This is a genomic window from Leptospira inadai serovar Lyme str. 10 (assembly GCF_000243675.2).
Lineage (GTDB): Bacteria > Spirochaetota > Leptospiria > Leptospirales > Leptospiraceae > Leptospira_B > Leptospira_B inadai.
In genome coordinates this window covers 1-13,258 of record NZ_AHMM02000006.1, presented here as the reverse complement: position 1 = coordinate 13,258, position 13,258 = coordinate 1, and the positions used below count along the sequence as shown (strand labels likewise).

Here is a 13,258-nt window from a genome sequence, read left to right as displayed (position 1 = left end):
TTTTTCAAACCGGGTAAGTAAGCATTTTTCCATAAACGATACGACTATACAATTAAAGAAATTTAACAAATTCCTGTCGAAACACATTATAATTTCATATTTTGCTTTACTTTATTAAATATAATAGGATTCAATCTATATCGACTAAGGAATTTTCCCCGGTCGGCAGATAAATACTTTTTACTCGATTCTTTAAACAAAAAATATCTTCAGCGTTGCATTGATCTTTTTGCGGATCAGGATCCCCCCCCCCCCGTTCTTATCATAAAAATCGACCGAAACACAATACTCCTCATGAAAAAATCCATAACCTCTTTGGCGAAATCTAGGCGAGTCAAGTCCGAATTTTTCCCTAATGTAGCTTTCATTTAGTCTCCGCCCTTTCATCTTATTGCTTCCGCTCGAATTGGGAAAAAATATCGCCTCTTTGTTAATAAATAAGAACATAATATTACGAACAGTTATACGAAAGGCCGGAAATTCCAAGTGTCTATTTTGGACAATTAAAAAACAAATGAACTTAATAATGTAGACTAACGTCAATCATAATTAATTCACATTTTTGTGTTATTTTTATCTATATTTCGTCTAACTTTCCAAACCTATGCTGATTAAAGAAGCATCAAGAATGCTGGCGTATTCGGCTTAGATGTGTTGCTTGAGTCGAGAGAAGGTGATAATTCTTGTTGGAATAGTTATCCCTTTCCCTCCGAGAGTCGGGGGTCATCTGGAACGGTGGCGATTGGAGGGAAAGGATGACTATTCTGAAAGGATTTTTAATTTCTTGCTAAAGATATAGTCCTGAAGATAGACCATATCGTCAGGGTTGGAGTCGAAAAAATTCACACCAAGTTGATATCTATGTTCCGAGATTTCCAAAAATCGAACGACCTCTCCTCGAAGAACCAGATCCCTTTCCGCGATAGGAACGAACATTTTAATAATATTATGTTTTTTTAAATAGTTAAAGGTTCGAAGCTCTTCGATTTCGAAAAGAAGACCGTTCATGCTGATGTCAAGAATCTTCGTGGCTGCCCTGGCCGTCTTATAATTCTCCTGGCGAATATACACCTTTGTCAGCGCATAGGTCAAAATCTCGCCTAGTTCCTGAATGTACAAAGCCTGTTGAAGCACGATGGAGAACTTATCCATTGCGGTCGAAAAGACTCGAATATGACCGATGACGTCGTTAAAGAGTCTCACTGGCGTCACTACGTACGAAATCATAAAGTTACGAACTTCTTCCTTTTGCATGTCCCGAAAGAAAGCGTCCGCTTTTGCCTGCCCTTCGGCTTGAATCATTTGAAGATATCCTGATCGGAAATTTTCCAGGCCCTCTTCCTTCCCTTCTCCGATATAATTCATAATCAAGGAGCAATCCGGTATATAGACCGTCGTATTGAATTCCTTGATGAACCTACCTAAGAAACCGCCGTCGTTACCGGGGCCGTAAAACTCGATCTCATAGTCGCGAGAAACTCCTAAGATATAATCGGTAGCCATCACATTAATCAGTTTCAAGCTCGGATGATCTTTTTTAATTTCTTTCATTAGATGAAAGAACCTTTGCTCCACGTAAAGATTTTTACCGAGCTCTCGCTCTCCTCCCGTTAACGAACGATAGAGGATTACGTAGTTCATAAACAAGTCGTCGACGGCGACCCTAAGATTCTGCCTAAACGCCGCCGCCTGCAATTCGGACGGGATTTTAATTCGAACATGATCTTCCCAAAATTGCAGGATTACCACTTCGAATTGATAAAGAATATTCAAAATTTCGAAACTGATTTTCGCCCGTAAAATACCCTTAGACTGTACATACGGGACTAAAAAAATTAAAGTGTCCTCTCCGATTTCCTCGACGACTGCGCTAAGCTTATCTCCTTCGTAATCGAAAGGGAATTCGCGCTGATCGGCCTTCAAACTATAAAATAGATGCTTAACCAAATTGATATCCGAACCGATGATCGTTTCACCAAACATCGTTTCTAGGATTGTTATCAATTCTTGAAGACTATCCGATCTACCTACAGCCATAATACGCCGAAATTAATGAAGCTCTCCTAACATTTTCGACTTTTGAGGAAGTCGAATCCAGCCGATAACGTCTCTTTCTCTTCCCGAATCCGCTTTTTCGAGCTATCTGAAGGGACATAGTGTGAGGAAGAAAGGAAGGAAATTATACGATGGGTTTTTCAAGGTCCTGCCGAAAAAAATAGCATGGAACAGAATAAGTCCGAACTCAACCCAGAACTCTTTGATATGATGCGCCAAGGCAAACTTTCAGCCGTGAAAATTCTCGCATTGATTTCCCTAAAAGAATTGGTGGATAGATTCGCCTATACACCGTTCCTCGAGCAAGATAAACTTGCGGAAATTAAAAATAGAATCGGTGTGGAACCGGATATTCTTACTTGGGGAGATTATTTCCAAACGGAAGTCGCGTCCCGATTCTTTGATAAATCCGACGCGGATTTCTCCAAAATCGTCGATACGATTCGCTTCGATATGATCTCGGCACATTTAATCTTTTCCGGAAAGCCGGACTATTTTACCGATTCGGTCCGAGGACAAGCGATCATATCCCGTTCCATTGATTCCAGTTTCTGGACGCTGGAAGACGAGGAGAACGTCCATTTGGAAATTCTGTTGGATTATTTCGAGCAAATGGGATTAGGCGATAAACCTCTTGCAGTATCGGATAGAATCTGGTATGAAAGTTTCGAATTGAAGCAGGAAGCCGTTTAATGGCGTTGGTCGAAGCGGAAACGGTGGAATTATCCGCCGATTCTAGAATAGAAATCCTTTATCTAAATAATCCGGAAACGAAGAATTCCATGACCCGCGAAATGGGTCTCGAATTTAAGGCTCATATCGAAAGATTGAAAAAAAGTCCGCCCCGATCCGTCGTGATAACCGGGAAAAACGGAATTTTTTCGGCCGGAGGAAACTTCGAATTACTGAAGTCGTTCGCGGAAAAGGATTTTGAAACGAACAAGAAAGAAATGTTCGAATTTTATAATCTTTTTCTATCCGTCCGCGACCTACAAGTTCCGATAATCTGTGCCGCTAACGGACATGCGGTTGGAGCCGGCCTTTCCATCACGTTTGCCTGCGATATCCGGATCTTTGCTATCGAAGGGAAATACCAATTCAATTTCGTGAAATTGGGAATTCATCCTGGAATGGGCTCTAGCTATCTCGTAAGGGAATTATTCGGGACCTCATTGTCCAATCGGCTCCTCTTTCTGGCAGAAACCTTAAACGGCGAAGAATGTTTAAAATTGGGAATTTCCTACGACGCCGTTCCTAAAGACGAAGTACTGAAACGGGCCACCGAGATCGCAATTTCATTAAGCGAAAGCGCACCTTTAGCCTTGTCTGAGTTGAAAAAAAACACGTATAATCGGGAAGCCTTAAACGCTGCCCTGCATTTGGAAGCGGAATCTCAGGCTAGTAATTTTCTCTCCAAGGATTTTAGAGAAACGATCAGATCTCTGGAAGAAAAAAGAAAACCGATTTTTAGGGGATTTTGAATTTCCTTAGGAGATAGAAATGTCGTCACCTCCTCGACGCTGCGACATTTCATAAAAGCAAAAAATTATATTTTCCTTATATTATTCGGAGAGGTCCAATTTTCCTTCTTTTACGGATTCTCGAATCGCTTTGAAAGTCTCTTTGTAATCGCTCCACGCGTTCCAAACGACGAATCCGTCGCTCTTACTATCCACGCTAGCTTCGATTTGAGCTTTAACGTAATCCTTTAACGTTTTTTTAGAATGAGCGATTTTCATCGTAAATCCTTGTATGTAACCGACGACCCTCGTTTCGGGCAGGGCTCTTTTTTTTGCATTCGTCAATCCGTCGTAGATGGTTTTGTAAGGATTGGAAATCCGCTCGGGTTGTCCGTAAAAATGGGAAGGATACAGCATAGGATACAAGACGTCCACTAACTGGGAAAAGACTTCCACCTTCTGGCCGATTAAATCATCTTTATTGAATGGAATTCGACCGAATATATCCGCGCCAAGATACGGCAAATCCTCGCATTTATTCGCCTCGCCGCGAATCTTTCCGATAATCGATCCGATATTTTGATATTTCTTTTTGATCGGAACCTTGATCTCCGGATCGTCCGCGTACCGAATATAATCCAGTTGAATTTCCGGAAATCCCGCCGCGCAGGCTTTGCCGACATAAGATAAGATCGAATTTAATCTGGCCTGAGTCGGAAACTCCGTTTTTAATCCGCCGTCGAAGTTTACTAAGCGACCGATCGGGTAGAATCCGAGTTCTTTAATTCGTCGAATTTCTTCCGCAGGAGGAGTCGCGGATTGAAGGTCGATGACAAGTACATTCACGCCGGCTTCGGCGGCTTCCGCTAAGACAGTTTCCCATTTCTTTCGATTGGATTTATTCGAGATAAGCGAGTTATGAATATAAATTCCTCGATAAAACTTAGGCGGATGAATGCCGTTCTCGCCGTTTCGCCTCAGAACTCTCGGTTTTCGCAGAACCTTAGGTTCCGAGGAAGCGAGAGTCGAATCGATCTTAGTTTCCTTACTCGCTACCTTGGGAGTGATCGGCTTTTCCTTTTCGATAGTCCGATATTGGGACCGGATAGGTTCGGCGCTTTTTTCCCGAAGAACTCGGACCGGACCTTCCTTGGTCTTTGGATTTTCGGGAAACGGTAGAGTGAACTCCGCACATAACGGACAGGATATCAAAATGAATAAAAGCAGAACAGAAAACGGTTTGCGCACTGTGGAACTCCAGTCTTATATTTAATATCGAACCGAATCGATTCAATCTTTCCCGGAACATTCGAATATCCGGAAAAAACAGGAGGAAACAAATGAATTTCGGATACGCATACGACGATATTTTCCTCCAACACGATACCGGAGACTATCACCCCGAACGACCGGAAAGATTAGAAGCCATAATGAATCGATTAATTAAAACTTCTTACTTTAGAAACCTAACGCGTATTTCTCCCGAAAAACTAGCGGAAGAATCGATCCTACCGGCTCATGATAGGGCGCATCAAGAACGATTCATGGCCATCCAAGGAAAGACGGGAGGGTTTGACGGTGATACCCCCTTCTCCCCGAAAAGTTTTGAAGCCGCCCTCATAGCCGCAGGTAGCGGAGTATCACTAGCTAAAAAAATTCTGTCCGAAGACTTGGATGCCGGAATCGCTTTAGTTCGCCCCCCTGGCCATCATGCGGAAACGGGTCGAGCAATGGGTTTTTGTCTGCTGAATAATATCGCCATCACCGCGCATTATCTCTTGAATCGGAACATCCGAAAAGTGTATATCTTAGATTGGGACGTACACCACGGAAATGGAACCCAGGAAATTTTTTATGATTCGGATAAGGTCTTTTTTGCCTCTCTCCACCAATATCCCTTCTATCCCGGCTCCGGATCCGCCAGAGAAATCGGTTCCGGACAGGGACTAGGTTTTACGCTTAACGTTCCTCTGCCGAGTCACTCTTCGAATTCGGATTATCTGAAGGAATTTCAGGAAAAGATAATCCCCTCGATTCTTGAATTCGAGCCGGAATTCCTACTGATTTCGGCAGGCTTTGACGCTCATAAACAAGATCCTCTCGGAGGCATGTCCCTATCTACGAATGCATTTTCCGAATTTACTCGATCGGTTAAGGAAGCGGCATTTCAATCCGGTTCGAAGATAATTTCCTTTCTGGAAGGCGGCTACGATCTCCAGGCATTAGCGGAAAGCGTCGAAGCTCATGTCGCCGTATTAGCCGGTTAAAAGGCATAAAAAAGTACCACAGCTATGTCAAACTTCGCCGATACTCAGAGTATGCAGGAGTTCTCCCCGCAATCCGACCTTGCCATCCGTTTTCGAAACTATGTAATTTTACTAGATCGGATCCTGAGAGAAGTGGAGGATGAGTTGGAAGAAAACCGCGCAATCCGCCATGAATGGTCCGAATGGCATAGTAATTGGAAAAAAGTCTGGCTGAATCAAACGGAAGAATCTTCTCAGCTCAGGGAAAGAGTGTCCGTAAACAGAAGACTGAGGACTGAAGACAGATGCGTTCGCTTTCAGAGGACAGAGGTCAGAGGACGGACGCGTTCGCTTCGCTCACGCTAGACAGAAGCTGCTAGACGTTGGAAAAGTTGCGGAAGTAGGGAAAGATCCCCTGTAACACAGGAATCTTTCTCCGGAACATGGAATCTTCGCTCATCACTGTTCTGTCTTCTGCACGGGCGGCCCCCTTCACTTCGTTCGGGTCACGCTGCTCCGGGCTCCGCTTTCGCTCCGGTCTCAGCAACTCTTTTCTCAATCAATAAACCGTTATCCACGAGCGCTGCGACTGCTTCGCACCCTACACATCGTTGCCGCTTTCAGAGGACAGAGGACGGAAGACAGATGACAGTAGCTGCTCGATGTTGTGAAGGTTATAGAAGTAGAGGAGATATCTACTGTAATGCAGGAATCTTTCCATAGAGCTTGGAAACTCGGCTCATCAATGTTCTGTCCTCTGTCTTCTGAAAGACAGACGCGTTCGCTTCGCTCACACTTGACAGAAGCTGCTCGACATTGTAAAGGCAGCGGAAGTAGAGGAAAAATCCACTGAGATAACGCAAGAATCTCTCTCTAAACGTAGGAGCTCCAACATAATTCGTTTTTAAAAAAATTGTTGTCAGGGTAATAGGAATAATTATCTGTCCTCTGTCCTCTGTCCTCTGTCCTCTGTCCTCTGTCCTCTGTCCTCTGTCCTCTGTCCTCTGTCCTCTGTCCTCTGTCCTCTGTCCTCTGTCCTCTGTCCTCTGTCCTCTGTCCTCTGTCCTCTGAACGCGGGGGAGACCTCCCCTGTCTATCTTCTGCCTGAAAAAGGGGTTGAAATTATGTCTCTAAACTGATTCACTCGGAAATACTGAGGAATAGAATGGGGAGAAAACTATCACCAAGAATCTTTCTGCTATTCCTGCTGGCTGCCGTATCAATAGGCCCGCTTCAACCCGAGTCTTTACCCTTCTTTAGCTTAAAGGAAAAGGAAGCGCGAACCTTTTTTAAGCGCGGACTGGCATACTACAATAAAGGAGAGTTCTCTGCTGCCCGCGAAAACTTCCTAAAATCCCTTTCCTTAAAGCCCGATTTCCCGCATGCGAAATTCTTTCTGTCGGAAACATATTACCTAAGCGGAGACTGGCAGGAGAGTTTGGCCGAATTGGAGCAATTAGAGTCTTCGGGCAAATTGAATCTGATTCGTAAAAGCAGATTGGATGCTCTCAGATTTCAATTAGGAGGAGGCAGTCGAAAAGACACTTTAGAATATTATAAATCTATTAATGGTGACGATCTCCGAAGATTTCGATTCCGCAACCCGACGGATGTGGCGGTAGACGATGAAGGGTATTTGTACGTTACGAGTTTCGAAACCGCGAATATAGTAAAATTCGACGCAAACGGGAACCCGGTCGATAATTTCAAAGGTTCCTTAGGTCGTAATCTTCAAGGGCCGACGGCAATCGCGGTACGAGGAAAGTCGATATTCGTTGCCGATTACGCCGGCGATATGATCTACGAATTCGATACCCGAGGCGGCTACGTTAGTCGTTTCGGCAATACCGGAAAACAACCCGGTCATTTTCATGGACCCTCGGGAATTTTTCTTACGAGAGAGGGATATCTATTCGTTTCGGATATGGGAAACGATCGAATTCAAAAGGTCGCGAAGGATGGAAGCTTTCTTCAGGAAATCGGAAAGGGTATCTTAAGACAACCTGCCGGGCTCAAGATCAATTCAAAAGGCGAGATCTTTGTAGCCGATAAAGGTAACCGTAGGATCGTCGTTTTTGATAAGGAGGGAAATTATCTAAAGGAGATAACTCATCCTACTCTAAAAAGACCCCGCAATCTAACGATCCGCGACGATAAAATTTACGTAGCGGACGAAGCTGCGGGTCTATTTATCTACGATTCGATTTCCAAAAATTGGTCCAATTTCGAAAGTTTCCGGGATTCGAAAAATAACGTCAGAAATTTCGACCAAGCCTTCGGAATCGGTTTCGATTATACCGGAACGATGTTTGTGACGGATTTCAATAGACATAGATTGGATATTTTTTCTCCGAAAGGCCAACTTGCTTCCAACTTAGATCTGTTAGTCGAAAGGGTAATCAGCTCCGACTACCCGGATATTTCTTTAGTCGTGCAGGCCCGGGATCGCCACGGAGCGGCAGTAAAAGCCATACCACGCAATTCGTTCCGGGTTTATGAGATGGATAACCTTTCGCCGCTCATCGGCCTTACGAATATGCAAAAATATAATAATAGAGTAACGGTCTCGATAGTCGCGGAAAATTCCAAACAAATCGCCGAGTCGTATCCTCTCATCGAAAAAGCGTTAAAACCGTTTCTCTCCGAAATCCGATCCGAAGATAAGATTCAGCTCCTGAGATCCGGAAAAGATACTCAGGTCGCTTATTCTTTCGGAAAAAGTATGTATGATATTTTTCGTGCAATCCGAGCCTTTACTCCTGAGGAAGAATCACAAATCGGGAAGTCGTTACAGAGAGGCATTACGGATCTGCTGGACAGCGTAGGTCCTCGCGCAGTCTTAGCGATCGTTTCCGGGAAGGATTTGAAAGCGGGATTTACCCAATTTTCCCCCACGAAAATTATCCGTTTTGCCGTAGCTCATGATATTCCTATATTCTTTCTTTGTTTAGGAGAAGAAGGAGAATCGGTTCAAATATACAAGGAAGTTGCGGAAAAATCCGGCGGAAAATTCTTGATGATCCCCGGAGGAGGAGTGGAAAAGAGTTTGCGAAGCTGGGTGGAATCCAAAAAAGATCGAAGGTATTTGCTTTCATTCAAAAGCCGGATCGACTCCTCCGGCGGCGACGTGTATATCCCCGTCGTCGTCGAAGCGGTATTCAGAAACTCGAACGGTAAAGCGGAAACCGGATTCTTCAGCCCATGAGAATTTTAATAAAATATAAATTTCTTTTTCCTAATATATTTGTTATCCTATCGATACTGCTGTCATCGTCGACTTCGCCTACCTTTGCCAAAGAAACGATAGAGTGGATAAAGCAGGGAGAATCGTCCTTAAAAAACCGAAGCTATACGGACGCTTACGACGCGTTTAGGGAAGCAGTCCTGAAAAATCCTCAATCCGTCAGATCTCACCTGGGCCTTTCCGAAGCTGCATTAAGACTTCATAAAGAAAAGGAAGCCTTACGTTCCCTAAATAAAGTCCTAGAATTGGAACCGAAAAACAAAACGGCTGTCAAAACTAAGGCGGTAACACTATCAAAGCTCGGGCAGTATGAGGAAGCTTTATCGGTGATTCGCCCGTTTCTGGACGAGGACCGATACGATATGGATTTATTTCCGGTAATGGTGGAAGTTCAATTAGCGCAAGGTAACACTGAAAAAGCGACCTTCGAATTGAATTCCGCACTATCTAGAATGCCGAAAAATCGGGAAATCAGGATGCTGGAGGCTAGAGTTGCGGCACTCGGAGGTAATTTTTCGAAAGCCCAGGCATTGCGCAATCAGTTGGAATCGGAAACTTCCGACGATCCGAGCGTATTTTTAGATTCCGGAAAGTTTTTACTTCTTTGGTCGGAGAAACTTTCCGGAAATCGAAGGGATTCTAAAATTCAGGAATCGGCGGAAAAGCTGGAACGGGCGATCGCACTCTACCCGGATGAAGAGGAAGCGCTTAGATTACTCGCTAAAACGAGAATCTATGCAGGACGGTATGCGGATGCGGAAGAATTTCTGAATCGATTGCTGACTCTCTTTCCTACTTCGACCGAGTATTTATATTTGAGATCGTTCGCCCGTCTCAAAAAAGACCCTAGCTCGAAAGAAGGTCGTACCGACCTCGAACGCCTGCTTACTCTTGACGATTTGGATCCTTTTATACGAGAGCGGGCCGAAACATTGTGCTTGGAAACTCTACCGGAAGGAAACAATACCCGTAGAATTTTAGGTGAATATAGATTGCAGCGTTTTCGCGCGAATCGAAATAGCTTCTTATACGATCTAGCCTGGGTTCATCTGATGCGAGCGCGAGAATTGCTCCCGAACCGACCGGAAATTCTCGTTCTCGTTTTGGAAGAATTCAAGAGAAGAGGTTTATTTCCTCAGTATTTTAACCTTCTCTTAACGTTAAGGGAAAAGTTCCCTGATAATAAGAAATACGGTTATGCGATCGAAAATAATCTGGACAATTTTAAAAAATCATTAAGTTATCGAGAGGGCTTAATCACCATCGGAGAATTCGGTATCGAAGAGGACTATGGCCGGACCCCTCCGGAGCTTTTAATCTTCGATCTTGAGACGGAGGATTTTTTGTCCAAACATCCGGACGCACCCGTAATTGCCGGAAAAGCGATTCGAACTTTCCTTTCCAAGGATCCTCGAATCAGAGCCGTGGACCTGGATTCGTTTCGGAAAAAGGAAGGATTGGATCAAGAACCGTATTCCGGTGCAATCATAAAAACCGAGAAGAACTTTTCTCAAATCAAAAACGCAAAGGGAGACTCGCTTAGATTCGTAGCGAGCGGAAAACTTTCGTTTAAAAACGGCGTTTTACGAATGGAATGGAATTTAAGAGACCATAAAGAAGAAAAAAATCTAGGAACGTTTCGAGTCTATGCGAAAGGTAGGGACGCTCTCTCCGAAGCGACCCTACGAAGTCGAGACAAACTTCTATCATTAATACCCGCCATGGGCAGAGTGCATAGAGTTAAAGATAATTCGATTATTATCAACGCCGGAATAGTGGACGGAATCGCGAAAGGTACGGTTCTATATTTGTATAACTCTTCTGCAAAGGTTGGCGAAGCCGTCGTTCAAGAGGCGGATTTATATACCTCTAAAGCGATTCCGAAAAATACCGACGAGGTCTTGCGGACGCTCGCAGTCGGAAATCGCGCCTATTGGCATCGGGCAAAAGAAATCCTTAACGAATAAAACTGAGGACAGAACATTGGCGAGCCGGGTTTCCACGTTCTATAGAAAGATTTCCTGTGTTACAAGGGATTTTTCCTCTACTTCTGTAACCTTTGCAACATCTAGCAGCTTCTGTCTTCTGATCAGTGAACGCGTCTATCCTCTGTGACCCCGGAGAGTAGAATTTACTTAAAAAACCCCGCCCTTTGGGTCATAACCTTACCCACAAGACGGATAAAAAGACTAGATTTTTCATAATTTTAGTCTTTAGATCTAGATGGGACCTAAGATGAAGACTAAACATTGGAGTAGTACTTTTGAAACCGATTTAGATTGGATCGAAGAGGAGTTTTTGTCGCTGAATCTTGGAGATAAGCGATTAAATAAGCGTTTAAAAAAAATCATAAGTGCGATGTCTAAACGAACTGATTCGAGCTTACCTGACATATTCGGGAATTGGGCCGGGACTAAAGCAGCCTATCGTTTTTTTTCCAATCCGAATGTATCGGCGGAAAAGATTGTTACTCCGCATTCAATCGCAACAAAGAAGCGACTTCAAAATCAAGAAACGGTTTTGGTATTAAGCGACACAACAGAAATTTATTATCGAAATAGAGTTCGAGTCGAAGGTTTAGGACCGATGAATTCCGAATTCGACCAGGGACTTCTTTTACATCCTTCGATAGCATTTACGACCGAAGGGATACCTTTAGGAATCTTGGATTTTAAGATGTGGACTCGTTTAAGTTTAGGTTCAAAGCACTTATCTCGGGACGTAAGAAAGAAAACGCCTATAGAAAATAAGGAAAGCATAAAATGGCTTCAAGGATATAGAGCGACATGCGAATTCGCCGAAGATTCGGATGCGAAATATATATTTATTTGCGATAGAGAAGCGGATGTTTTCGAACTATTTCATGAATATGTAAAGGCCGGTGAAAATGCACCGGATCTGCTTATACGTGCGGTTTACGACAGAAGGATCGAAGGTGGCGAACATTCTTGGTCCTATCTTGAAACTTTGAAGCCTGTAGATACATACACGATTTCAGTTCCAAGAAAAAAAGGAAAAGCCAGCAGAGAGGCCCAAATCGAAATTCGATTCGAAAAGTTATCAATAAAGCCTCCTAAATTTAAGGAATTTGAAAGTATAGATATGTATGCCGTATCCGCAACGGAGATTAATGGGTCTTCCGATGAATCGATTCAATGGAAATTTTTAACGACAATTCCGATTCAAACTTCGGAAGACGCAAAGAAAATTATCGCCTATTACAAAAGTCGTTGGGGCATCGAAGTCTATTTCAAAATTCTAAAGTCCGGATGCATGATAGAATCTACTCAGTTTAAATTTGGCAATCGATTCAAAGCTTGTATTGCAGTCAGTGCAGTCGTAGCTTGGAGGGTGATGATGCTGACATTCTTAGGCAGAAATATTCCCGGTCTAAAAGCTTCGATTATGTTCGAACCTTTTGAATGGAAAGGTGCATATTGTAGACTCTACGAAACATCCAAGCCTCCGAAGGAAGAACCCGAATTAAGTACGGTTCTGGATTGGATTGCAAAATTAGGAGGTCACTTAGCCCGGAAGTCGGACACACCTCCCGGACCATTAACCATATTCAAAGGTCTAACCCGACTTTTGGATCTGGCCTTCATGTATAAATTATTCACACAGAAATAGACTTGTGGGTAAGGTTATGCTTTGGGTGGGGAGTCTGTTGAAAAAGTTAGCGAGGTTAGTCGGTATTTTTCTCGTAATTGGGATCATTATGTTTAATTGTTATAAAGGCTTTCAGTTAACTTTTGGCGGATCGTTTAAACATACCGAAATCCGCAAAGTTTTGCTATATTATGAGCGGAGCATCTCTCGGACCATTCCAAAGATACTTTTTCTATTCCCTTCGTCATAAATCTATATCCGCGACGAGATCCTTTTATTGCACCAAAGACACCTTCGATCGAGGGGAATCTCTTAGAGTAAATTTTCCGCGATTGCGGATGTCTTAACTTTTTACGCATTTCCATCGTGTAGAAATTGTCCATCTCGTTTGGTTGGTAATTCTTACTTGGACTCAAATGAACATAGTTGTTTTTTAAATTATTAGAATTCACCAAAATGGCTTTAGAGCGATCTTTTGTGCAGAAGTGCTTTAACTTACAACCATTGCAATTCGTTGATCTGTAATCTAAATAACGATTGTCTCCACGAAGAAATCTTTCAGCTTTAAATTTAAGTTCTCTACCTGATGGACAGGTGAATCGGTTGGATTTTCTTTCGTAAGCGAACTTTATAAACTGAGGTCT

9 protein-coding genes are annotated in these 13,258 nt (G+C 43.3%); 6 read left to right on the top strand and 3 right to left on the bottom strand.

Features of this window, described 5'->3' with window-relative positions:
- Positions 1–759 precede the first annotated feature (759 nt).
- Positions 760–2,037, bottom strand: a complete 1,278-nt coding sequence (locus LEP1GSC047_RS00840; protein ID WP_010412957.1) for a PilZ domain-containing protein — start codon at positions 2,035–2,037, stop codon at positions 760–762.
- Positions 2,038–2,220: 183 nt separating this feature from the next.
- On the opposite strand from LEP1GSC047_RS00840, the gene LEP1GSC047_RS00835 reads away from it, so the two are divergent.
- The gene (locus tag LEP1GSC047_RS00835; protein WP_010412959.1) at positions 2,221–2,748 is read left to right on the top strand and encodes a hypothetical protein; all 528 of its coding nucleotides are present in this window, start codon (positions 2,221–2,223) and stop codon (positions 2,746–2,748) included.
- Complete coding sequence (locus tag LEP1GSC047_RS00830) at positions 2,748–3,536, top strand: enoyl-CoA hydratase/isomerase family protein (protein WP_010412961.1); 789 nt, start codon at positions 2,748–2,750, stop codon at positions 3,534–3,536. Before LEP1GSC047_RS00835 ends, LEP1GSC047_RS00830 begins: the two co-directional genes overlap by 1 nt.
- Before the next feature lie 81 nt (positions 3,537–3,617).
- On the opposite strand, the gene LEP1GSC047_RS00825 is transcribed toward LEP1GSC047_RS00830, so the two are convergent.
- The gene (locus LEP1GSC047_RS00825; RefSeq protein ID WP_010412963.1) at positions 3,618–4,763 is read right to left on the bottom strand and encodes a putative glycoside hydrolase; all 1,146 of its coding nucleotides are present in this window, start codon (positions 4,761–4,763) and stop codon (positions 3,618–3,620) included.
- Between the two features lie 92 nt (positions 4,764–4,855).
- Between LEP1GSC047_RS00825 and LEP1GSC047_RS00820 the strand changes: the two genes are divergently transcribed.
- The 4 genes from LEP1GSC047_RS00820 to LEP1GSC047_RS00800 all read left to right on the top strand — a co-directional run bounded on the left by LEP1GSC047_RS00820 (position 4,856) and on the right by LEP1GSC047_RS00800 (position 12,635).
- Positions 4,856–5,782 (top strand): histone deacetylase family protein, encoded by a 927-nt coding sequence (locus LEP1GSC047_RS00820; protein WP_010412965.1) that lies wholly within the window; start codon positions 4,856–4,858, stop codon positions 5,780–5,782.
- A 1,144-nt stretch (positions 5,783–6,926) separates the two neighbouring features.
- On the top strand, positions 6,927–8,966 hold the full coding sequence (locus tag LEP1GSC047_RS00810; RefSeq protein WP_010412969.1) for a hypothetical protein: 2,040 nt from the start codon (positions 6,927–6,929) through the stop codon (positions 8,964–8,966).
- Complete coding sequence (locus tag LEP1GSC047_RS00805; protein WP_010412971.1) at positions 8,963–10,972, top strand: tetratricopeptide repeat protein; 2,010 nt, start codon at positions 8,963–8,965, stop codon at positions 10,970–10,972. The genes LEP1GSC047_RS00810 and LEP1GSC047_RS00805 overlap by 4 nt, the downstream gene beginning before the upstream one ends.
- A 268-nt stretch (positions 10,973–11,240) precedes the next feature.
- Positions 11,241–12,635, top strand: a complete 1,395-nt coding sequence (locus LEP1GSC047_RS00800) for an IS4 family transposase (RefSeq protein ID WP_010418924.1) — start codon at positions 11,241–11,243, stop codon at positions 12,633–12,635.
- Between the two features lie 134 nt (positions 12,636–12,769).
- Here the strand turns inward: LEP1GSC047_RS00800 and LEP1GSC047_RS00795 are convergent.
- Positions 12,770–13,258, bottom strand: a 489-nt coding sequence (locus LEP1GSC047_RS00795) for a transposase (protein WP_020988150.1), incomplete at its 5' end; no start/stop codon positions are given.

Coding starts and splice junctions, on each gene's coding strand:
- LEP1GSC047_RS00840 (WP_010412957.1), bottom strand. CDS start 2,037: ATGGCTGTAGGTAGATCGGATAGTCTTCAAGAATTGATAACAATCCTA.
- LEP1GSC047_RS00835 (WP_010412959.1), top strand. CDS start 2,221: ATGGAACAGAATAAGTCCGAACTCAACCCAGAACTCTTTGATATGATG.
- LEP1GSC047_RS00830 (WP_010412961.1), top strand. CDS start 2,748: ATGGCGTTGGTCGAAGCGGAAACGGTGGAATTATCCGCCGATTCTAGA.
- LEP1GSC047_RS00820 (WP_010412965.1), top strand. CDS start 4,856: ATGAATTTCGGATACGCATACGACGATATTTTCCTCCAACACGATACC.
- LEP1GSC047_RS00810 (WP_010412969.1), top strand. CDS start 6,927: ATGGGGAGAAAACTATCACCAAGAATCTTTCTGCTATTCCTGCTGGCT.
- LEP1GSC047_RS00805 (WP_010412971.1), top strand. CDS start 8,963: ATGAGAATTTTAATAAAATATAAATTTCTTTTTCCTAATATATTTGTT.
- LEP1GSC047_RS00800 (WP_010418924.1), top strand. CDS start 11,241: ATGAAGACTAAACATTGGAGTAGTACTTTTGAAACCGATTTAGATTGG.